Raw genomic sequence first — 21,453 nt, forward strand, 5'->3', positions numbered from 1 at the left:
TTCCTCCCTATGAGTTTGCTCGTACAGATGATTTGGATTTCGCGTCAGGGCTGCGCAGGCGGGCGATCCAGTCCGCGCCAAGCTGATGCAGCCCGCCGGGGGCGACGACGACGATCAGCAGCAGCACACAGCCGATCAGCGTGTTGAAGCGCTCCCGGTCGATCAGATCGACGGCGAAGGTGTCCAGCAGCACAAAGACCACTGCGCCGACAAAGGCCCCCGCTGGATGGCGCAACCCGCCAATGACAGAGATGATCAGGATGTCGATGATCGGGCCAAGGCCAACCGAAAAGGACGATATCCGCTCCTGATACCAGACATTGAGAATGCCCCCTGCCCCGGCCAGAAAGCCTGAGAATGCAAAGGCCGCGACAATCGGAGTGGTGACAGAGATGCCCAGCGCCAGCACGCGCCCCGGCGCATCGCGCACCGCCTGAATGGTGAGCCCCAATGGGGAGCGTACAAAGCCACTGACCAGCGCCAGAGCCAAACCGGCTGTCGCGAGCGACAGAAGATAGAGGGGCAGCGGATCGCGCAGACTGATCCCGGCGATCTCTGGCGCGCGCACACCGGAAAAGCCTGTCCAGCCGTTAAAGAACGTGTAGTTCTGTCGGGTGAAGTAGAAGAAGGCCACGCCAATCGCCAGCGTGATCATGATGGCATAGATGCCGCGTGAGCGACGCGCAATCAGCCCGACAAGTGCGCCGGACACCGTGGCAAGCGCCAAGGCGATGGGGATTGTGACCCAGAATGGCAGCGGCACGCCGAGCCCAACGGTGTTGGGGCCAAAATAGGCCATTGTGTAGCCCGCAACCCCAGCCATGGTGGCTTGTGCAAAAGAGACCACGCCCAGATAGGTGGCCAGAAAGCTGAGGCTCAAAGCCATGACGCCGAGGATCAGCGCGCGGGTCGCGACCTGTGTCAGCCAGAAATCATTGAGCAGCAGAGGCAGCGCCAAAAGCGGTAGAAGAACGACAGCGGGTCTCATTGTTCTGCCTTTCCAAGCAGGCCCTGCGGACGCACCGCGAGCACAAGCACCATGATTGCGAAGGTGAAAACCACGCCATAGGTCGGCGCGTAGGCGAGGCCGTATTGCTCAGCCAGACCCACCAGCAGCGCACCAAGGGCAGCCCCGCCGATCGAGCCCATGCCGCCAACGATGACCACCACCAACGAGGACAGCAGGAACTGAAGATCCGTGCCCGGCGCAATGGAGAGCGCGCTTGCTGCGACAACTCCGGCCATGCCTGCAAGCATGCCGCCGAGGGCGAAGACGAGCACAAAGATGCGGCCAATTGGGTAGCCAAGGGCGCGCAGCATGTCCTGATCATCCACACCGGCGCGGATCACGGCGCCAAAGCGGGTGCGTTGGATCAGGAACCAAAGCGCAAGACCGGTGGCCAATGCAAAGGCCATAAGAGCGAGGCGGATGTTGGCATAGCCCACACCGAGGATCGGCAGTCTCTGCCCACCTGCCAGCGCCTCTGGCAGCGCGACCTGATAGGTCAGACCACCCCAGTACCACAGCATAAGATCGGCCATGATGATGGAAATCGCGATAGAGGCGAGGGTTTGGCGCAGCTCATCGCCCTGCATCCACCCAAGAACGCCAGCCTGCACCAAAGCGCCTGCCAGCGCCGCCGCCAGGCCGCCCCCAAGCACGCCAAGTCCCCAAGAGCCGGTGACATCGACGATGCTGTAGCCGACATAGCCGCCCAGCAGCAGAAGCGCGCCGTGGGCCATGTTGACCGTGCGCATCAGGCCAAAGATCAAACTAAAACCGCTGGCCGCCAAAAAGTAGAGCGCAGCGAGTGTCAGCCCATTGAGGGTGACAATAAGAAATAGAGTCATGTTTCCTCCCGTTGAGAAAGAAACTGACAGAGATGTCGTGGCCAACAAAGAAAACACACCAGCGGCGCGGATTTTTAAAATGTATTATTTTCATACACTTAAATCAGATCAACGAACCCGCCTCCTGACCGCAATCAGAAAATATCAGAAATAGCTTCTTATTATCGGAATATTCTTCTTATATGGCAGCATGAAAACACTTACCCTTGCTGGCCGCACCCTTTCAGACGCACCCCAGCGCGATCGGATCTTTTGCCCTACCCTGGCCGGACTTTCCCCATCGCAGGCAGATCTGGGGTTTCTTATGCCCCGACTTGACCACAACCGCGCCCTGCGAGAGAGCCCGCAGCAAGGCGACTGGGCGGCGGTCTTGGCCAGCGATCCGTTTGGTTCAGAAGATGCGTTGTTTTCCCGGCTGCATGAACTTGGCTATCGTGGGATCACCAATTGGCCCTCTGCTATTTTGCTGGAAGGGAACCTGCGGCAATCCATGTCGACAATCCCGGCCTCGCCCGCGTTCGAGTATGATTTTCTTGCCCGCGCCAAAGCGGCAGGTTTTGACACGTTGGCGTTTTTCCTCTCCCTCGATCAGGCCCGTCAGGCGCTGAGGGCAGGCAATGATCAGCTTGTGCTGCATCCCGGATTGTTGAGCATCGAGGACACTGAGAGCGGCGCGCTGGTGTTGAAGTCGCTGCAAACCCTGATTGATACGCTGCGATCTGAAGATGATCGCGCACGCATTTTCGCCTATTCCTCTGCATGGCATGAACAGTTGATGGCGCTCAAAACACTGTCTGTGGACGGGATCATTTGGAACGAGGCCAAGCCATGAGTGCGCAGAAGAAAGAGTTTCTGTTTGCTGCTGTAGTCGGCTCTGGTCTGACCGCGAAAGCTGCCGACAAAGCGGGGGCGGATTATTTGCTGGCATTGAATGCCGGTCGCTTCCGGGTGCAGGGGGCCTCCTCACTCACAAGTTTTTTGCCGGTGCGCGCGGCCAATGACTGGGTGATCGAATTTGCCGAGCGGGAAATGCTGGGGCGTTGTAGCGCGCCGATCTATGCCGGGTTTTCGGTGAGCGACCCCAATCTCGACATTGCGGCCCTCGTGGCGCGCACAAAGGCGCTTGGGTTCGCGGGGGTGTGCAACTTCCCCTCCACCACATTGATTGATGGCAGATTGGGCGCTCTGCTTGAGCGCGAAGGGCTGGGGCTTGAGCGCGAGCTCACGCTTGTGCGGGAAGCGACCAAGGCGGGATTGGGCAGCTTTGCCTATGTGCACAACAATATGCAGGCGCGCAAAATGGTGGATGCGGGCGCAACCGCAATTTGCGTCAACGTCGGGTTCACCAGCGGGGGAACCGGCGTCACAACGCATCTGACACTAGACACGGCAGCGGCGCAGATTGAGCGGGTGCTGGAAGGTGTACCGGCCTCGGTTGACAAGCTGTGCCACGGCGGGCCGATCACCTCGCCGGAAGAGGCGCTTGCGATCACGCGGATTTGCGGAGTTCAGGGCTTTGTGGCCGGGTCCACCTTGGACCGTCTGCCTGTGGAGCAAACACTGAATGAGGTGACAAAGGGTTTCACCGCCATTCCAAGCCTGTCGCGTGTTGAGACCAGCACGCCAGCCTCACGGCATGATCTGGTTGGATCGTCGATGGCGATGCAGATGATCCGTCAGGAACTTGAGGAGCTGGCCCATGAAGATGTGCCCGTATTGCTGATCGGAGAAACCGGCACCGGCAAAAGCCGGGCCGCGCTGGGGCTGCATGAAGCCGGGATGGCTGCGCGGCGTCAGCCAGTTGTGGTGGACTGCCCTGCCCTGAACGGCGAAGAAGGCGCGGTGCATCTTCTGGGCAAAGCGCCGGGCGCATTTGGCGGGGGCGGCACACAACGGGGTGCGCTGGAGCTTGCGGCGGGCAGTACCATTATTTTTGACGAAATCTCCGCATTGCCCCGCGATCTGCAAGGCAAACTGCTCAAGTTTACGGATGAAAAGGTCGTGCAACGGATTGGCGACCATAGCGCACGTCAGATTGATGCCCGCATCATTGCCACCAATGCGCTGGACTTGCTGAGCTGCGTAGACACACAGGACTTTCGACAAGACTTGTTTTATCGCATTTCTGGCTATGAAATCACACTCCCGCCCTTGCGGGCACGCGTGGATGACATTCCAGAGCTTGCAATGCACCTTGGTCAGCAGATTGGCGGCGAGGTGCCAAAATTCTCTAACGCCGCTCTGCGCAGACTGCTGGAACATGACTGGCCGGGCAATGTGCGCGAGCTTGCCCATGCGGTGCATCGCGCCATTCGCCGGGCCGATGGGAGGACAGTGGATCTAAAGGCGGTGGACTTCCTGCGGCGTCAGCCCGTTGAGACACCTGCGCCAGAGACACCGGAAGCCCCAACTGCGACCAGCACTTCTGAACGGGAGTGGATCGCGGCGGCCCTATCACGCAATGGTTTTCGGCGCGCGCAGACCGCGGAGGAGTTGGGCATGACAACCCGCACACTCTATAACAAGATCAAGAAATATCATTTGCAGGCTTAGGCTCAGCCTGCGGCGCACCGGCTCCATTTGAGAGCCGGTGCTTTTTTATCAGCCATACAGCATCTGGGGCAACCAGAGCACAAGCTGTGGGATAAATGTCAGCAGGAGCAGCACACCAATCAGTGGCACCAGAAACGGCAGGGTGGCTTTCACACATTGCTCAAAGGGCACTTTGGACACGCGGGACAGCACAAAAAGCACCATGCCCACGGGCGGCGTGAGCAGACCCAGCATCAGATTGAGGATCACAATGATGCCGAGATGAATGGGATCAATGCCAAACTGCGCCGCCACCGGCATCAAGACGGGCACCAGAATGGAGATCGCCGCGATGGTCTCCATAAACAGCCCCACGATCAGCACAATCGCCATGATAAGCAAAAGCACAACCGCTTTGCTGTCGGTGAAAGAGAGCACAAATTCGGCAAATTGGCTGGCGATCTGATTGGCGGTCAGGATCCACGCAAACACAGAAGCTGCACCCACGATGAGCATAATGGCCGCGGTGGTTTCGATGGTTTCCAGTGAAATCACCGCAAGTTTGCGCAATGTGAGCGTGCGATAAACCAGTGTGCCCAGAACCAGAGCATAGGCCGCTGCACAAATTGCCGCCTCAGTCGGGGTGAAGGCGCCTGACACAATGCCACCGACGATGATCACGGGCGTCATCAGGGGCAAAAACGCCGCTTTGAACCGCGTGCCAATCAGGCTGACGCTGAAGGACACATCACGGGGGTAGTTGCGCTTGCGTGACATCCACCACACCATGATGGACAGCGCCGCCGCCATCATGAGGCCGGGCACGATGCCCGCCACAAAGAGCTGACCGATCGACACGGACGCCATCACCCCAAAGATCACCAACGGCAGTGAGGGCGGAATGATCGGCCCGATGGTGGAAGATGCGGCGGTTACACCGACGCTGAAGTCATCGTCATATCCCGCTTCGCGCATGGCTTTGATTTCAATCGCGCCAAGGCCACCAGCATCCGCCACGGCCGCACCGGACATGCCGGCAAAGATGATGCTGGCGCCGATGTTCACATGGCCAAGACCGCCATGCATCCAGCCCACAATGGCGCGGGCAAAGCCAAAGATACGCGCCGTGATGCCCGCCGAATTCATCAGCGCTCCAGCGAGGATGAAGAAGGGAATGGCCAGAAGCGGAAAGCTGTCCATGCCATTGACCAGATTGTGCATAAGCAGCACGGGCGGCAGGCCGGAATGCAGGATATAGGCAAAAGACGACAACGCGAGCGAGAAAGCGATTGGCACGCGCAGGAGCATCAGACCAAAAAGGGATGCAAAGAGAATAAAGAGACCCATAGGTGGTTAGCTCCGTGTCGCGGTTTTCAGACCGTTGATGATTTGCGCGACGATCACCAGCGCATTCACCCCAGCCAGCGCCATGACGCCCGCGTAAAGATAGTATTTTGGGAAAGGCAGCGAGACCATTTGCTGAAATGAGGTGCGCTGAATGAGCTCCCATGCGGACCAGAGGATTGTTGCAAACAGTGCAAAACTGGCAAGTAGGGCGAAAACATGCACCCACTTCAGATGGCGCCCGTAGAACTTATCAACAAATTCGAGCGCGATATGTGAGCCCATGATCTGACAGCGGATCGCGCCAGCAAACGTGAGCAAGATCAGCAGGTATCGCGCGGCCTCTTCGGTCCAGGCGATGGAGTCATTGAGCACGTAGCGCGTGAAAAACTGCAGAAACACAACGCAGAACAGGGCTGCGAAGAGGGCAAGCAGGGGGTAGTCCGCCAGGCTGACCTTGAAGTTGCTGAAATGGAGTTCGTCTTCTTTGGCAAGAGCGTCGAAATCAATTTCAGGCGCTTGGGTCGCATCCTTCATCGGGGCCTTCCTTTCCATGTGTAAAAAGGCCCACCAGCGAAAACTGGCGGGCCCATTACCTGTTTATTCTTTGATGGCCTGAAGGCGCGCGAAGATTTCAGGGCTCCATGGCACGTCTGCACCAGTCAGCATTGGAGACACCGCATCCATGAAGGGCTGACGGTCCACTTCGTTTACGGTCACGCCCTGATCGCGGAACCAATCCGCGAGTTCGGCCTCGGAGGCGACGATTTCATCAGATGTGCTGGACGCAGCCTGAGCAAGCGCATCGATCAGGGCCTGACCGTCATCACCCATTTTAGACAGAGTTACCGGGGATACCACCATCGCCAGAGAGTTCGTGATGTGCCCAGTCAGGTTGATGTTGGACTGAACTTCATGGAACTTTTTGAACTGAATGGTTGGCAGCGGGTTCTCCTGCGCGTCAACCACCCCTTGCTGCAGCGCCAGATAGACCTCAGCAAAGGCCATTGGCGTTGGGTTGGCACCGGTGGCCTTAGGGAACATCTGATAGGCAGGGGCGTTTGGCGTGCGGATCTTCAGCCCATCCATATCTTCAGGGGACATAATTGGCTTGTTGGAGGTGACGTGGCGGGCGCCATAATAGGTCATGGCCGCGATAGTGTTGCCAGAAACCTTGCGATACTCGCCGCTCATTTCATCAAACAGATCGGAGGCCACATAGGCTTTCCAATGCTCATAGGACCGCATGGTGAAAGGGTAGTCAGAGATGCTGATCGGGCCATAGGACTGGCCAAGGAACGCTACACCTGTGTAGATCGCATCAACTGTACCCAGTGATAGCGCTTCGTTCAGCGCAGCCTCTTTGCCGAGCTGAGACGCAGGGAAGACTTCCATGGTGTAGCGGCCATCGGTTGCTTTTTCGAGCAGGTCGGCGGCACGCTCAGCGGCGGCGTGATATGGCGTGGACGCCTCATAGACGTGCCCGAAACGCAGAACTTCCTGCGCCCAAGACATGGACACGCTTGCGCTAAGAGCAACAGTCGCACCAATGGCGACGGAGCGGATTTGAGACAGTTTCATGGTTTTCCTCCCTGGATTTGTTGAGAAACTGATAAATGAAAAGTCAGAACACGGTGTCGGTACGGTGCGGCGTCGACACGAAGGCGGGCGGCCCCACAACAGATGGGACGGCCCCTGCAAGACAGGTGTTCGGCATCTGCGAACATTCAGCAGCGAGGAGGGAAGATGCGCAGCTTTGCAACAAGCTGTGCATTTCCATCCGTTGCGCCCTGCGAATTGCCGTGAAATTTGGCATTAACCCGCATCCTTCTCCCCGTTATGGGTTGAATGGTTTGCATATTTGAAACAGTGTGTCAAATACGAAAGGGAGACACATGACGAAGACGACTCAATCCAGCTATTCCGCTCCGGCGCTCACGCGAGGGTTGAAGATCCTTGAGATCGTGAGCAAAGCCCCTACCCCGTTAAGCACACAGGAGATCGCGGCAGAACTTGGCCGGAACCGCAACGAAGTGTTCCGAATGATCGCGGTACTGGAGGCCGAGGGTTTCCTTGAAAAATCCGGTGCCGGATTTGGGTATGTTACGACATCCAAACTGTTAGAAATGGGACTTAACTCACCGAGAATAAAAGATATCCTGGAAGCGATCTCCCCCATGGCAGATCAGTTTTCCCACCTGACAGGCGCCCCTTGTCAACTGGTGCTTGCCTCCGGAGATGAGATGGTTGTGATGAAGCGCTGGGAACCGCCATTGCGCATGTCAATCAGCGTGCCAATCGGCTCTCGGCGGCCGTTGGAAGACTCCGCATCCGGCATTGTCATGCTGTGCGCAATGAACCCGTTTCTGTTCTCAGAAACCGAGGCCCGCATTTTGCAGAGAAACCCGGACTTTCAAGCGAAAGATCTTGACGCGTATCGCAGCGAGCTGTCTCAAAACGGTGTGCTGCGCTTCAACAGCCGCTTCATGGAGGGAATCGTCGATCTCTCGGTGCCATTGGTGTCTCTCGGCGGGCAACTTCATGGCGCACTGACAGTGCCATATGCCAACAATGCCACCTGCGAGGCTGCGATGGAGGAGATTGAGGCAGAACTTCTCAAGATCAGAAACAGCATCGCAACATCCCTGTTGCGCGCGTAATACCCACGACACAATGCCGCGCGTGAGACGCTGGCAGGGGCAGCACCTCCCCTGGCCGCGTCTTGCGATGCAGAGATTCAGCCCCCTTCAAGATCCATTGAACCAGCGGCTTGACAAGTTGAAACGGTTTTTACAGCATAATTGAAACGTTTCAATTAACGAGAATCGCAGATGCGGGTATCGGCACAGCTTTACACAGTGAGGGATGTGGGCACGTTGCAGCATCAGCTGACTACCGCCCGCGGGTGTGGTTACCGCGACATTGAAACGATTGGTTTTCACGATCTCAGCCCGCATCGTCTTGCAGCACAGGTCCGGCAGTCTGGACTGACTTTGCGGTCAGCGCATTTTGACTGGGCCGATTTTGAAGAGCGGCTGGACGACATTGTTAGCCTGACTGTGCTTCTGGACTGCAAAACAGTTGTCATGCCTTGGCTTGCCCCTGAGCAGCGGCCAACGACGGCTGAAGGCTGGCAGCTTTTGGCTGATCAAATGGCCATCTGGGCGGATCGACTTGCTGCGCTTGATATCCGGTTTGCCTACCACAATCATGATTTTGATTTGCAGGGGGATTTCGGCAGCACACCCCTTGATCAAATTTTGTCCCACTCCGGCGTTTACTGGCAGCCCGACATCGGTTGGCTGGCTGTCGCCGTTGCCGATCCGCTGGCATGGATTACGCGATACGCAGATAAAATTGTGTCGGTGCATGCAAAAGATGTCGATCCGCAAGGTGGCGTCGGTGATGCACGCTGGCGTGACATTGGGCAAGGCGTCGTAGATTGGCCGAGCGTGCTGAACGCGCTTTCAAATACGCCCTGTCGTGATCTTTTTGTCGAACATGATGCCCCTTCTGAGCCCGCTCGGTCGTTGGCCACAGGTCGGCGGGTGTTGAGCCACCTGCTGGCAGAAAGCGTGGTTTGATGGCGCGTGCGACGATCAAATCCATCGCCAAGCTCACGGGCTATTCGGTCGGCACGGTGTCGAACGCATTGCGCAACGACAAATCGGTGAAGGAAGAAACACGCCAAGAGATTCAAGAAGCGGCTGCCAAGGTAGGCTATCGCGTCAACTTGGATGGGCTGAAGCTGCGCACCAAGAAATCCTATCGCATTGGGGTTTTGGTCAGCGTCTCCACAGAGGATGCGGACGAATGGGAAGGCGTGGAATTCACGCGCATTCTGGCAGGCATTTCCTCTGCGCTTCAGGGGTCGCGCTATGAGCTCAGCGTGTTCAACGTCGCCAATATGGATGACGCAATGGCGGTGCTGGCACGGATCGTGCAGGATGGGTTGGCGGATGGCGTGATCTTTTCCGGCACACTGCAGGACGATGCCCGTATCGCGTATCTGCAAGAATGTGAATTTCCTTTTGTTACAATGGGCATGAGCGACAGCCCGCAGCCCCATGCCTATGTGGATATTGACAGTCAGACGGCCGCTTATGATGCAACGGCGCGACTGGCCAGTTTGGGACATAGGCGCATTGCGCTGATCAATCCGCCGTCAAATCTGATTTACGCGCGCCAGCGGCAGGCAGGGTACATTGACGCACTCAAACAAGCGGCGCTGATACCTGATGAGGCGCTGATTTTTCGCGGACCAACCACGGCGCGCACTGGGCATGACGCCTTTGCCGCCATGATGGCGATGTCTGAGCCGCCAACCGCCTGTGTCTGTGCAAATGAAGCCATGACGCTCGGGGTGCTGTCCGCAGCGCATGAGGCAGGCTGCAAGATCGGGCGCGATCTGGTGGTGGTTTCCACTGATGATCTGAAATTGAGCCGCTATTTTGTGCCGCCACCGAGCACCTATTATGTGCCGATTGAAGAGACCAGCCGCCTGCTTGGCGACTATATGCTGCGGGCATTGACAGGTGTCGACCCAACCCAAAACCAGAAAAAGATCAGGGCCACTTTGATTGAGCGGCAACCTGACACACCTGCGCACAAAGAGGCGCACCACCCCCAACCAACAGAGGAGTTACAAAAGACATGATGAAGTCGTTACTGACAGCTGCGGCCCTAACCGCACTCACGATTCCAGCCGCATTTGCCGCGGATCTGGAAGGGCGCGTTCTGAAAATCGGAACCGACGCCACCTATCCGCCCATGGAAACCGTTGATGAAGCCACCGGCGAAGTTGTGGGTTTTGACGTGGATGTGATGAACGCGATCTGCGCCAAGGTGAATTGCGTGCCTAATTTCGTGAACACCGCTTGGGACGGCATTTTTGCGGCCCTGCAGCAGGGCGAATTCGATCTGGTGATTTCTGGGGTCTCCATCACACCAGAGCGCGAAGAGACGATGGATTTCTCCGATCCCTACATCGTTGTCAGTCAGGCGGTCTTGTTGTCGGTGGACAATGCGAGCCTGACGCTGGACGATTTCAAGGCAGGCGGCAACAAGCTTGCCGCACAAACCGGCACCACCAATGCGCAGCTTGCAGAAGATCTGGTGGGGCGTGAAAATGTCAGCCTCTATGACAATTTTTCTGCGGCGGTTCTGGCGCTACAGAACGCCGATGTGGAAGGCGTGATCATCGATGGCACCTCTGCTGTTGCCTATGAGCAGGAATTTGCAGGTGAGCTGACCGTGGGGATCACCGGGCTGCAATCTGACCCGCTTGGCATCGTGTTTCAGGAAGGCGACGCCACTGTGGACGCCATCAACGAAGGTCTGGCGATGATCAAAGAAGACGGCACGCTCGACAAGCTGATGGGGAAATACTGGGGCACTGAATAACCACCACTCACCCCAAGGCCCGACCCCTTCCGGGGGGCGGGCCATCCAACCTGCAGAGAGATCCCATGTCGCGCCTGAGTTCGATCCGGCCGAGCAACCTTGTGCTGCTCGCGGCCGCGCCCTTTATCATCTATTTATTCGCCTCATCGTCGAAATACCTTAGGTCGCTGGTCGCGATCCTTGGCATTGGCGAAAACGCGGGGCCAACTTTCGTGGGTTTCCTGCTGTTGTTTGTAACCGCTGCGCTTGCCTATCTGTGCGCGCGCCATGCGCGGTTTGTTGATTCTGCGCCGATGTGGCTTCGCGTTGCGGCACTCGCGGCACCGGTCTGCGCCACTGGTGTTGCGGCTGTGGGATATGCCGCACCACAAGTTTTGATGCCGTTTGCCGAGTCTGTCTTCTTCAATGCGCTGGGTGAGAACACCTCCACACTCATCGATCGCAGCGTGAAACCCTGGGCGCTGTTTCCTGAGGTGGTGACGCAGGTGCAATCCGCCCTGCAATTTTTGCTCGTGCTGTTTGCTCTTCTTGTGCTGACCATTCCATTTGCGGCAAAGCTGCCCGCACAACTGCGCAATCCAGCCAGCCTTGGGCTGGAAATCCTGACAGGAGCTGTGCTGTTTTACCTACTCTTCATGGCGCACTGGCAGTTCGCAACAGGCGTTGCGATCACGTTTCGCGCGGCGATTTTTGCCTATATTTTTGCGGGTATTCTTGGGCTCATCTGGGTGGGCCTCCAGTCCTTTACGCCGAAAAAACGCACCACGGCGATCTATGCCGCGATCAGCATGAGTATGCTGGCGGCATCCGCGTTTTTCTTTATGCAGCCCAAAGTGACCTACGTTCTGGTTGGCAGCACGGAGGCGCGTATTGCCATTGTACGCGGCACGCCGCAGGCGCAGGCCGACATCATCCGATTTGGCGAATTTGAAGAAAGCGCAGCGCAAAAGTACCGCATCCGCAGCGCGCCCGATGCCGTCACAGCGCTTGAGCAGATTGAAACCGTCAAATCAGTTTCTGCTGCATTTGTGCCTGTGGAGGCACACACACAGGGATATCCTGTGCTTTGGCAAACCAGCTTTCTGCCGGATTCCAAGCGCAACCCCGCGCTGACCTTTGCGGTCCTTGGCTTCCTGCTGTTGACTCTGACCGTTGGAGGCGCCCAACACAAGTTGCATCCTCTCGCGGTGGGGGCCGAGTTTTTTGTCGATACGATCCGCGGCATTCCCATGCTGGTGATCATCCTTTATATCGGCCTGCCCTTGGCGGGGGCCGTGAAAGATGCCACCGGTGGCGGCATCGACATGACCAATATGACGCGCGGGATTATCGCCATTTCGGTGGGCTATTCCGCCTATATGGCGGAAATTTTTCGGTCGGGAATCGAGGCCATTCCCAAGGGGCAAATTGAGGCTGGGAACTCGCTCGGCCTGTCACGCTGGCAGACCGCACGGCTGATCATTCTGCCGCAGGCTTTGCGGGTTGTGACGCCGCCCCTTGGCAATGAATTCATCGCCATGATCAAGGACACATCGCTGCTTTCGATCCTGTCGGTGCGCGATATGACCCAGCGCATGCGCGAGTTTCAGGCGTCAAGCTTTCTGCCATTCGCACCATTTAATACCGCCGCGATCCTTTATGTGGTGCTCACGCTGTGCTGCGCGAGCTTTCTGAAATGGATTGAGCGCCGCACAGCAAGGGAAAACCGATGAGCAAACTGGAACTGGGGGTTTGCTATTACCCTGAGCAATGGGACCCGTCGCTTTGGCGCGAAGATGCGCAGCGTATGGTCGAGATGGGGATCGACTGGGTGCGTATTGCCGAATTCACCTGGGGGCTGATTGAACCAAAACGCGGCGAGTTTCATTGGGATTGGTTGGATGAGGTGATCGACATTCTGGGCGCGGCGGGCCTGCGGGTGATGATGTCCACGCCAACAGCGGCACCGCCCAAATGGCTGATTGATGCACACCCCGAAATCCTGCCAGTGGGGCCAGATGGCCGGGTGCGCGGCTATGGCTCGCGCAGACATTACTGTTTTTCCAGCACCGTTTATCTGGAAGAGGCCAAGCGGATCGCCACAGAATATGCGCGGCGCTATGGGCAGAATCCCTATGTCAAAGCCTGGCAGATCGACAACGAATACAATGACCATGACACGGTGCTGAGCTATTCCGAAGCGGCCCGGGACGGTTTCCGGCTTTGGCTTGAAGGCAAGTACGGCACGATTGAAGCGCTCAATGACACATGGGGGGCGGCTTTCTGGGGGCTGTCTTACACCAATTTTGACCAAATCGAATTGCCCAATGGGCTGGTGGCGATGGCCAACCCAACGCAGTCGCTTGATTTTGCGCAGTATAGCTCTGACCGCGTGAAGTTATTCAATCGGGCCCAAGTGGAGATTTTGCGCAAGCATTCTCCGGGTCGGGACATCACGCACAATTTCATGGCCGGGAGTTTTGAGTTTGACCACCATGACGTGGCCAAGGATTTGGACATCATCGGTTTTGACAGCTACCCGCTGGGCAATTTGTTGGGGTCCACCCTGTCTGATACAGAAAAGCGGCACTATCTGAGAACCGGTACGCCGGATTATCAGGGCTTTCACTGCGATCTTTACCGCAGTCAGGGCGACGGCCGCATGTGGATTTTGGAGCAGCAGCCCGGGCCTGTGGATTGGGCGGAAAAGAACCCCTCCCCTGCGGATGGCATGGTGCGGCTTTGGACATGGGCGGCCTATGCCCATGGCGCGCAGGCGGTGATGTTTTTTCGCTGGCGGCAGGCGAAATACGCCCAAGAACAGTTTCACACCGCGCTGCTGCGCTCTGACGGAAGCCCGGATCAGGCCGCATTGGAGGTGATGCAAGTGGCCAAAGAGCGCGCGCTGCTGCCAGAAGCCACACGCCAGAAAGCAAGGGTGGCTGTGATGTTGGATTATCAATCCATCTGGGCCGCTGACATCCTGCCGCATGACGATGCATTCCCCAATGCGCAGATCGTACGCGAGTGGTATGCGGAGTTGCGCGCCTTGGGTATGGATCTGGATTTTGTCGGGCCAGACAGTGATTTGGCGGGGTACACCCTGATCGTGCTGCCACAAAACATGATTGTGACCGCCGCGTTGGCAACGAGACTTAGAGAAAGCGGCGCAAAACTGCTGATTGGTGCGCGCAGCGGAAGCAAGACAGCGCAGATGCACACACCCCACAATCTGGCACCCGGTGTGCTGGCGGAACTGGCGGCAGTACGTGTGTTGCGGGTGGAGTCGTTGCCTGATCTGGCCGAGGAGTCCGTGCGCCTGAAAAACGGTACAGCTTTCGGCTTTTCCGGCTGGCGCGAGGTGATTGAAACGGATGCGGAGGTGCTTGCCACGTTTGCCAGCGACTACCGAGATGGCAGTGCGGCCGTCGTGCGCTCGGACCGCGCCACCTATGTCGCCATGGTTCCGCGCGGCGCGCTTTTGCGCGCGATCTTGAAAAATGCGCTGGACTGGGCAGGGCTTACACCGACCCCATGCCACGCTGATCTTAGGATCACACAGCGAGGAGACTTGGCATTTGCGTTTAATTTCGGGCGGGAGCCCATCAGCGTGCCCGATACGGCGGGGCGGCCCTTTGTGATTGGAACGACAACGGTGCCTGCCTACGGCGTGGCTGTGTGGCGTATCCTGTAAACCAAACAGGCGTGGCACATGCCACGCCTGTTCTGCATTTCACAACGCGCCCGAAGCCTATGCCGCAACATTCTGAGCTGTCGCTGAGCGATATCCACCGCGCCCGACATGAAAGAACTCAAGCGTTTCGGTGAGAGATTGCGCATCGCCATCAAGCACTTGGCTGGTCGCTGTTGCTTCCTCTGCCATGGCTGCATTGCGCTGCGTGACCTGTTCTAGCTGCGAGGTGCCACTGTTTATTTCGGCAAGGTTTTCAGATTGTTCCGCCGCCCGCACGGACAGTTCTGATACCAGAACAGAGATCTGGTTGACGCGTTCCGCGATGCCATTGATCGCTGTGCCGGCGCTTCCAACCAGTTTCACGCCTTTTTCAACCTGTTGTTCGCTTTCAGAAATCAGCGACTTGATCTCCATCGCCGACTCTGAGGACCGCTGCGCAAGCGCACGCACCTCTGAGGCGACAACCGCAAAGCCACGCCCTGCGTCCCCTGCCCGCGCCGCTTCGACGCCTGCGTTCAAAGCCAGCAAATTGGTTTGGAACGCAATGTCGTCAATCACACCAACGATCTGTGCAATCTGGCTGGAGCTTTGCTCGATCTGAGACATCGCGCCGACTGCATTTTCCACAATTTCACTGCTGGCCTCTGCTTGATCACTGGCTTCGCCCATGGTTGTGGCCACGCTACGGGTCGCATCTGCACCAGCAGCCACGCTCGCATTGAGCTCATCCATCGCGGCTGACGTCTCTTCCAATGTCGCCGCCTGACTTTCGGTGCGTTGCGCCAATGCGCCAGAAGACTGACTAATCTCTGAGGCGCCATTGCGAATGGAGGCGGCGTTGTCTTGCAGCGTGGAAACCGTGTGCGACAGACGCTCGGTCAAATTGTTGAAATCCGCACGCAGGGTTTCGTATTTATCGGCAAATGCCTCTTCAATGGAGACTGTCAGATCACCCTTGGAGAGCTTGTCGATATTGGTGCGCAGTGCCTCCACAACATGGCTCACTTCACGTGCCTCGCGGGCTTTGAATGCCGCTTCTGCCGTGGATTTCTCTTCGATCGCGACTTTCAGATCCATAACAGACTGACCGAGCATACCGATCTCATCACGACGATTGAGAAGCGTTTCGTCAATTTGCCCCTCACCGCGCACCATTTGATTGAGCACACCACGCAAGTTGCCAAGCGGTGCGCTGATCGACCGCGCAAGAACGCCAAACATCACCAGACCAAAAACACAGAACACAACCGCGACAACGATCACAATACGTTCTGTCAGCTGGAAGGAGCTCTGCGCCTTCTCATAGAAGTGGGCCGCACCGTCGACGTTGGTTTGCAACATCGTTTCGTTCATTTCGACGATCTCGAGAAAGAGAGTAGAAAAGGCCCCAGCACTCAGATCAGCGGCTTTGACATCATTGTTGGTTTGACTAAGCGAAACGATCTCATCGTTCATGACCAGAAGACGCTCAGCTTTTTTCATCAGGTCTAAAAAGGTCTCTGTTTCCAGGCCCGGATCGAGCGTTTGTTCAAACTGGCTCATGCGCTCGTTGAACTGCGTGATCGAATGCTGGATGATGTCTTCCTGCTGCCGCATTGCTTTGTCATCTGGCGCAATGATGTGAGATTTTTGTGCGATAAACAGATGGCTTAAAGCCGCCTCAGCCCCGGCCAGATTGATCGCACTGGTGAAGTAGTTCTGATAGATTTCTTCGGTGCCATCGGCGACCTGCTCTAGGGATCTGACATTGTAGATTGCCACGGATGCAAAGGTGACAAGCAGAACGAAGTAGCAGACACCAATTTTCTGAGAGATCCTCAGGTTTTTTGCAAATGAGTACATTGCGTGTTTCTGATCCTGTTTAAACGTGTTCTGGCCCGTCTATTCGTAATTTGCTTGTTGAAGAGTTAAACAGTGTTCGAGAGGTCCGTCAGGGGACTGACCGCAACAGGCGCGGATCTAGATTTCAAGACAATGATGAGGGGGCTGCGCACCATAGTTATGATCTGACAGCATATCTGCCCGAACTTGGGATGCTGGAATGACATGTTTCAAAACTTCGAGCGCTGCAAACGATCATCATAAGCAATTGTTTTCAAATTGAAAAATTCAAGAAAATCGACTTCAACCGGTAAAATAGGCTGCATTTTCAATATTTCGGCAAGCAAGGAGTTGTTAAGGGGCTCTCCCTAGGCCGCTTGAGCGCGAAGAACTACCAAAGGATTCAACTCACTCATGCTAGGCTTTCTTTCAAAACTGTCGACACGGGTTGTCGCGCTCGCGTTGCTGGCCGTTGGCCTCTCCATTGTGCTGGAAATGATTTTGCAAAATCAAATGCGGACAACCACAGAACAACTGCGTGATGCTGAGCTGAATAAGATCACCGAAATTGCCGTCAGCCTGCTGGAAGATCTGGATAAGGGCGTTCAATCTGGAAAATACACCGAAGAACAGGCTTATGAACTTGCGCGTGATCGCCTCGCAACGTTTCACTTTGGTGAAACAGGGTATGTATACGCATTTGACAGCGACTTCGTAATGCAAGCCCATCCAGTGTCACCAGACGCCGTGGGCAGCTATCGAGGCGATTTCAAAGACTCCAATGGCATGCTGGTCTATCGCGAATTGCGGAAGGCCGCTGTCACCGAGGGCTCTGGGACACTCACATATCAATTTACCAAACCTGGAAGCACCGAAATGGAAGCCAAGGTTGCTTATGTGAAGTACTTTGAGCCCTGGGGTTGGACCGTTGGCACGGGCGTCTATGTGGCGGATATGGACGCACAGTTGGCAACCATCCGTAACAAGGCACTGACTGTCCTGGGCGGCATTCTCGTGATTTTGTGCGGTGCCGCCTTCTTCCTGACACGCAGCGTCACAGGCCCGCTTAGCCAATTGCGGGAAAGAATGGGCAGTCTGGCACAAGGGGACACAAAGAGCGAAATCCCGTTCACACAGGCGCAGAATGAACTTGGCGATATGGGGCGGACTTTGGATGTGTTCCGTGACGCGCTGGTGCGGCAAAGGGACATGGAAGTGGCGCAACGCGCGCGTGATGCCGAGCAGTCCAAAGTGGTGCAGACGCTATCGAGCCATCTTTCAAGCCTGTCGCGCGGGGACCTTTCCGCGAAAATCACAACAGAGTTCCCTCTCGACTACGAAGAGCTGCGCGCAGATTTTAATGCCTCGGTGACCACTTTGAGCCAGACCATGACACAGGTCATTGAAGCCGCCGGATCTATTCGCAACGGTGCGGAAGAGATCAGCCAGGCGTCTGACGACTTATCCAAACGGACGGAAAACCAAGCCGCGACGCTGGAAGAGACCGCAGCCGCGCTAGATGATCTGACACATTTGGTGCGCACCTCTGCAGAGGGAGCACGGTTTGTTGAAAGCTCGATGGAGAAAGCCAAATTCGAAGCGGAACAGAGCGGCCAGGTTGTGCATAGCGCTGTCAAAGCCATGACTGAGATTGAGCAAAGCTCCAGCCAGATTTCGCAGATCGTTTCGGTGATTGATGATATCGCATTTCAAACTAATCTGTTGGCGCTGAATGCTGGCGTAGAAGCTGCGCGTGCTGGGGATGCGGGACGAGGCTTTGCGGTTGTGGCCTCTGAAGTGCGCAAGCTTGCGCACAGCTCCTCTGAGGCAGCTATGGAAATCAAAGGCCTTATCGACGAGTCTTCGAAACATGTAGAGCATGGCGTGGAACTTGTTGGCAAAACCGGCGAAGCATTGAACAACATCGCAGAACGCGTCGTGCAGGTTTCCAAAGGTGTCTCTGACATCGCGGAAGGTGCGTCAGAGCAATCAACAGGCCTTGCAGAAATCAATGCAGGGGTTATGCAGCTCGATCAAGTGACCCAGAAGAACGCGGCTATGGTCGAAGAAGCCACAGCCGCAGGGCATATGCTCAATGGGGATGCGGCAACGTTGGTCGATCTTGTCAATCGGTTCAAGATTGCGGGTTCACAGAGCGCATGGGCACGAAACCCTGCTGCTTCGCCCACCCAATCGGCGGCCTGACGGGAGATACGAGGCCAAGTGCCCACAACAAAAAACGTGCCATCGTTTTATGGTGGCACGTTTCCCCAATTGATTTAAGCAGTGCAAAGAGTTCCAATCCACCCGGACAGCGCAGCAACGCTTATGACGCCGCCGGCATCTGGCAAAGCGCATCTGCGATATCGCCCATTGGCTCGGCGCCCTCCGCATGCGGCAGCAGAACGCGGCAGTTGTTGACGCCCTGATCTACAAGCTGTGACGGCGTGCCGTAGCGATGCTCCAGATGGCCGCGACCGATGATGCCAATCACAAGCGGTGCCGAAGACGATAGCGCGATTTCGGCAATGCGACAGGCAAACGCCCGATCCCACGTCTGTTGTGCACGCACAAAACGGTCAAACTGCGGATCCTCTGGCGATGTTGCCTTACGGTTGGGAAAAGCCCCGCCGGTGATGTCAAAAAGGTATTTGCGATAGGCTGCACTGGCCGGTGCCGCCTGTGTCAATCCTTCGCGGTCTGGCTCTGGGATGGCATCCCAACCCTCTTTGCCGACCTCAGTCACCAAACCGCGACGGCAGTTCAGCCCCAGCATCGGGATGCCAAAGTCTCGGCAGAAATGAAACAGCGGCATGTAGAGGCTTATGTCAAAGCCCCAAACGGTGCCCCATTCCACACGCTCTGCGAACTCAGGTTCGGCGATCTTGCCATCCACCCAATCCTGCAGAACGGGATTGAGGCGTTTGGGGAACATCTCAAAGCCCATCACGAGGTCTGATCGAAGTGCCAGCAAGCCGGCGGCCACATGCATCTGCCAGCGGTGGTTCTCCGCTTTGTCGTGCTGTTCGCCGAGCAAGACAGCCTGTGCCTGCGCGGCTTGCGCAATCACATCGTGATGGTGCAAAGCTGCGCCGGTGCGGGGATCAAACCAGTTTCCGGATTTCATCGGTTTCTCCTGTTATGCGCGCTTACGCGGCGCGATCTGCCACATGGCCAATTTGCCAAGTTCGGTCGGAATTGAGCGCGTTGGGAGCGCGATGCGACACACACAGAATGGTCGCGTTGGGCACCTCCGCCCGCAAGAGGGAAAACAGCGCCTGCTCTGCCTCGCGATCCAGACTGCTGGTTGGCTCATCCATGATGATCCACTCAGGTTTCGCGATGAGCAAGCGCGCGAATGCCAGGCGTTGCTGTTCGCCAAGTGAGAGCCCTTCAGCCGCGTCTCGACCCGCCTGTTGCCTCTTAGTGAGCCGAAGCCCCAAACCCACTTTCTGTAGCGCGGCATTGAGGTCATCTGCTGGCACGTCCTTTGGATCCATCGGGTAACAGGCCGCAGCATACAGACCTTCCTGTGAAACATGCGCGCTTTGGGACAAAAACTGCATATTGGCGTTTGGGGTTTTGATCTCGCCTTGCCCGTAGATCCAAAGACCAGCGAGCGCCTTCAGCAAGGTTGATTTGCCTTTGCCTGACGCGCCAGAGATCCAGATGCACTCCCCGGCATGCACGGTCTGATCCGGCACACAGTCAAGCCATCGACCCTCCGGTGTTGCGAGCTGTAGCGCCTTGACGTGCAAGGCGCCGTCGCTGGAACGTGTATGATGGATGTCGACGGGCACATCTGGGTGCGGTGCAAGGCGGTTGGTCGCGTTAAACAGATCGTCCAATCGCTGCGCCACGGCGGCGAGCTCTGCCAATTGGCGATAACTGAAAATGAACCAGCTGAGATTGGTCACAACGCGCCCAAAAGCGCTAGAGACCTGCATCAAACCGCCAAATGTCAGGGCGCCTGCAAAATAGCCGGGTAGGCATAAAAAGAGCGGAATGCGCAAAACGGTCTGAAAGTAGGGCCGCGAAAACAGCCCCAGAACAAACTCTCGCCCGATCAAGCGATGGAAATTGCGCTTAATGGCAGCAAAGCGCAGGTCGAGGCGACGGCGTTCGGCAAGCTCCCCCTGCGATTGCGCCACATCCTCTGCGGTTTCGCTGAGTTGCAGCAAAGCAGCGCGAAAGTCCGCTTCGCGCCTCTCCTGTCGGAACACGAGCGATTTCAGAGGCTTGCCCATGAGATGGGTGATCACGCTGGACAGCGCCACATAGACGAAAGCGAGCCAGACCAGGTAATGTGTGATGACGATGTCATGCCCGAAAATCTGGAAAGCCAATGGGAAGTTGCTCAATCCCCAAAGGATAGACACCAAGGAAAACAGCGCCACGATTTCACTGATCAGCTCGATGCCTTCCACCAAGAAGATATCAAAGAACTTTCTGCAATCTTCGGCAATGCGTTGATCTGGATTGTCCAGCGCGTCAGGCGACATGCCGGGGCGGAGATACCAATAGGCCTTTGCATTGACCCACGCATCCAGCGCTTTCTGGGTCAGACGCTCGCGCCACATCAGCCCGAGATGTTTGCGCAGGTAGGTGCCTACAAGATAGGTGCCAGCAGAGAGGCCGGTCAGATAGGCAAAAACGAAAAGCTGCGTAATCGCGGCGGTGGCATCGACGTCTTCAATCGCGCCGTAAAACGCCTTGTTCCAGTCGATGAACTGAATGCCGATCCAGACTTGAAAGAAGTTCAACCCCAAGACGACGGTGAAGATCAAACAGCCCAGCCAGGCGCGCGGCCCTGAGACCGCGCGCCTGAC

General features: G+C 56.7%; 17 protein-coding genes. 9 read left to right on the forward strand and 8 right to left on the reverse strand.

The window, feature by feature from the left end; all coding sequences use genetic code 11:
• Window positions 1-7: 7 nt before the first annotated feature.
• Both J7413_RS16830 and J7413_RS16835 read right to left on the reverse strand, forming a co-directional pair.
• Window positions 8-988, reverse strand: a complete 981-nt coding sequence (locus J7413_RS16830) for a branched-chain amino acid ABC transporter permease (RefSeq protein ID WP_209100300.1) — start codon at window positions 986-988, stop codon at window positions 8-10.
• On the reverse strand, window positions 985-1,851 hold the full coding sequence (locus tag J7413_RS16835) for a branched-chain amino acid ABC transporter permease (protein ID WP_209100301.1): 867 nt from the start codon (window positions 1,849-1,851) through the stop codon (window positions 985-987). The genes J7413_RS16830 and J7413_RS16835 overlap by 4 nt, the downstream gene beginning before the upstream one ends.
• Window positions 1,852-2,155: 304 nt before the next feature.
• Between J7413_RS16835 and J7413_RS16840 the strand changes: the two genes are divergently transcribed.
• Both J7413_RS16840 and J7413_RS16845 read left to right on the forward strand, forming a co-directional pair.
• Window positions 2,156-2,683 carry a phosphoenolpyruvate hydrolase family protein gene (locus J7413_RS16840; protein WP_209100302.1) on the forward strand — a complete coding sequence of 176 codons (528 nt, stop codon included), beginning with the start codon at window positions 2,156-2,158 and terminating at the stop codon, window positions 2,681-2,683.
• A complete protein-coding gene (locus J7413_RS16845) occupies window positions 2,680-4,404 on the forward strand; it encodes a phosphoenolpyruvate hydrolase family protein (protein ID WP_209100303.1) in 1,725 nt (574 codons plus the stop codon). Before J7413_RS16840 ends, J7413_RS16845 begins: the two co-directional genes overlap by 4 nt.
• A 48-nt stretch (window positions 4,405-4,452) precedes the next feature.
• On the opposite strand, the gene J7413_RS16850 is transcribed toward J7413_RS16845, so the two are convergent.
• From J7413_RS16850 to J7413_RS16860, 3 genes are all read right to left on the reverse strand, one after another.
• Window positions 4,453-5,730, reverse strand: coding sequence for a TRAP transporter large permease (locus tag J7413_RS16850; RefSeq protein ID WP_209100304.1), 1,278 nt, complete (start codon window positions 5,728-5,730; stop codon window positions 4,453-4,455).
• A 6-nt stretch (window positions 5,731-5,736) separates the two neighbouring features.
• A complete protein-coding gene (locus J7413_RS16855) occupies window positions 5,737-6,264 on the reverse strand; it encodes a TRAP transporter small permease (RefSeq protein WP_209100305.1) in 528 nt (175 codons plus the stop codon).
• Window positions 6,265-6,327: 63 nt separating this feature from the next.
• Window positions 6,328-7,308 carry a sialic acid TRAP transporter substrate-binding protein SiaP gene (locus tag J7413_RS16860; protein WP_209100306.1) on the reverse strand — a complete coding sequence of 327 codons (981 nt, stop codon included), beginning with the start codon at window positions 7,306-7,308 and terminating at the stop codon, window positions 6,328-6,330.
• A 314-nt stretch (window positions 7,309-7,622) separates the two neighbouring features.
• Between J7413_RS16860 and J7413_RS16865 the strand changes: the two genes are divergently transcribed.
• From J7413_RS16865 to J7413_RS16890, 6 genes are all read left to right on the forward strand, one after another.
• Entirely contained in the window at window positions 7,623-8,387 is a 765-nt protein-coding gene (locus J7413_RS16865) for a helix-turn-helix domain-containing protein (protein WP_209100307.1), read from the forward strand.
• Between the two features lie 171 nt (window positions 8,388-8,558).
• Complete coding sequence (locus tag J7413_RS16870; RefSeq protein ID WP_209100308.1) at window positions 8,559-9,311, forward strand: sugar phosphate isomerase/epimerase; 753 nt, start codon at window positions 8,559-8,561, stop codon at window positions 9,309-9,311.
• Window positions 9,311-10,384, forward strand: a complete 1,074-nt coding sequence (locus tag J7413_RS16875; RefSeq protein ID WP_209100310.1) for a LacI family DNA-binding transcriptional regulator — start codon at window positions 9,311-9,313, stop codon at window positions 10,382-10,384. The genes J7413_RS16870 and J7413_RS16875 overlap by 1 nt, the downstream gene beginning before the upstream one ends.
• On the forward strand, window positions 10,381-11,130 hold the full coding sequence (locus J7413_RS16880) for a transporter substrate-binding domain-containing protein (RefSeq protein WP_209100312.1): 750 nt from the start codon (window positions 10,381-10,383) through the stop codon (window positions 11,128-11,130). The genes J7413_RS16875 and J7413_RS16880 overlap by 4 nt, the downstream gene beginning before the upstream one ends.
• A 65-nt stretch (window positions 11,131-11,195) precedes the next feature.
• On the forward strand, window positions 11,196-12,842 hold the full coding sequence (locus tag J7413_RS16885) for an amino acid ABC transporter permease (protein ID WP_209100315.1): 1,647 nt from the start codon (window positions 11,196-11,198) through the stop codon (window positions 12,840-12,842).
• Window positions 12,839-14,803, forward strand: coding sequence for a beta-galactosidase (locus tag J7413_RS16890; RefSeq protein ID WP_209100317.1), 1,965 nt, complete (start codon window positions 12,839-12,841; stop codon window positions 14,801-14,803). Before J7413_RS16885 ends, J7413_RS16890 begins: the two co-directional genes overlap by 4 nt.
• 57 nt (window positions 14,804-14,860) lie before the next feature.
• Here J7413_RS16890 and J7413_RS16895 read toward each other — a convergent pair whose 3' ends face one another.
• Window positions 14,861-16,645: a HAMP domain-containing methyl-accepting chemotaxis protein gene (locus J7413_RS16895; protein WP_209100319.1), complete on the reverse strand. Its 1,785-nt coding sequence runs from the start codon at window positions 16,643-16,645 to the stop codon at window positions 14,861-14,863.
• A gap of 393 nt (window positions 16,646-17,038) precedes the next feature.
• Between J7413_RS16895 and J7413_RS16900 the strand changes: the two genes are divergently transcribed.
• Window positions 17,039-18,829: a methyl-accepting chemotaxis protein gene (locus tag J7413_RS16900; protein ID WP_209100322.1), complete on the forward strand. Its 1,791-nt coding sequence runs from the start codon at window positions 17,039-17,041 to the stop codon at window positions 18,827-18,829.
• Window positions 18,830-18,950: 121 nt separating this feature from the next.
• Here J7413_RS16900 and J7413_RS16905 read toward each other — a convergent pair whose 3' ends face one another.
• Together J7413_RS16905 and J7413_RS16910 are read right to left on the reverse strand one after the other, a co-directional pair.
• A complete protein-coding gene (locus J7413_RS16905; RefSeq protein WP_209100324.1) occupies window positions 18,951-19,751 on the reverse strand; it encodes a ChaN family lipoprotein in 801 nt (266 codons plus the stop codon).
• 22 nt (window positions 19,752-19,773) lie between these two features.
• The gene (locus J7413_RS16910; RefSeq protein ID WP_209100326.1) at window positions 19,774-21,411 is read right to left on the reverse strand and encodes an SbmA/BacA-like family transporter; all 1,638 of its coding nucleotides are present in this window, start codon (window positions 21,409-21,411) and stop codon (window positions 19,774-19,776) included.
• Window positions 21,412-21,453: the final 42 nt, after the last annotated feature.

The organism is Shimia sp. R10_1, assembly GCF_017744095.1.
Classification (GTDB): domain Bacteria; phylum Pseudomonadota; class Alphaproteobacteria; order Rhodobacterales; family Rhodobacteraceae; genus Shimia.

Coding starts and splice junctions, on each gene's coding strand:
- J7413_RS16830 (WP_209100300.1), bottom strand. CDS start 988: ATGAGACCCGCTGTCGTTCTTCTACCGCTTTTGGCGCTGCCTCTGCTG.
- J7413_RS16835 (WP_209100301.1), bottom strand. CDS start 1,851: ATGACTCTATTTCTTATTGTCACCCTCAATGGGCTGACACTCGCTGCG.
- J7413_RS16840 (WP_209100302.1), top strand. CDS start 2,156: ATGCCCCGACTTGACCACAACCGCGCCCTGCGAGAGAGCCCGCAGCAA.
- J7413_RS16845 (WP_209100303.1), top strand. CDS start 2,680: ATGAGTGCGCAGAAGAAAGAGTTTCTGTTTGCTGCTGTAGTCGGCTCT.
- J7413_RS16850 (WP_209100304.1), bottom strand. CDS start 5,730: ATGGGTCTCTTTATTCTCTTTGCATCCCTTTTTGGTCTGATGCTCCTG.
- J7413_RS16855 (WP_209100305.1), bottom strand. CDS start 6,264: ATGAAGGATGCGACCCAAGCGCCTGAAATTGATTTCGACGCTCTTGCC.
- J7413_RS16860 (WP_209100306.1), bottom strand. CDS start 7,308: ATGAAACTGTCTCAAATCCGCTCCGTCGCCATTGGTGCGACTGTTGCT.
- J7413_RS16865 (WP_209100307.1), top strand. CDS start 7,623: ATGACGAAGACGACTCAATCCAGCTATTCCGCTCCGGCGCTCACGCGA.
- J7413_RS16870 (WP_209100308.1), top strand. CDS start 8,559: ATGCGGGTATCGGCACAGCTTTACACAGTGAGGGATGTGGGCACGTTG.
- J7413_RS16875 (WP_209100310.1), top strand. CDS start 9,311: ATGGCGCGTGCGACGATCAAATCCATCGCCAAGCTCACGGGCTATTCG.
- J7413_RS16880 (WP_209100312.1), top strand. CDS start 10,381: ATGATGAAGTCGTTACTGACAGCTGCGGCCCTAACCGCACTCACGATT.
- J7413_RS16885 (WP_209100315.1), top strand. CDS start 11,196: ATGTCGCGCCTGAGTTCGATCCGGCCGAGCAACCTTGTGCTGCTCGCG.
- J7413_RS16890 (WP_209100317.1), top strand. CDS start 12,839: ATGAGCAAACTGGAACTGGGGGTTTGCTATTACCCTGAGCAATGGGAC.
- J7413_RS16895 (WP_209100319.1), bottom strand. CDS start 16,645: ATGTACTCATTTGCAAAAAACCTGAGGATCTCTCAGAAAATTGGTGTC.
- J7413_RS16900 (WP_209100322.1), top strand. CDS start 17,039: ATGCTAGGCTTTCTTTCAAAACTGTCGACACGGGTTGTCGCGCTCGCG.
- J7413_RS16905 (WP_209100324.1), bottom strand. CDS start 19,751: ATGAAATCCGGAAACTGGTTTGATCCCCGCACCGGCGCAGCTTTGCAC.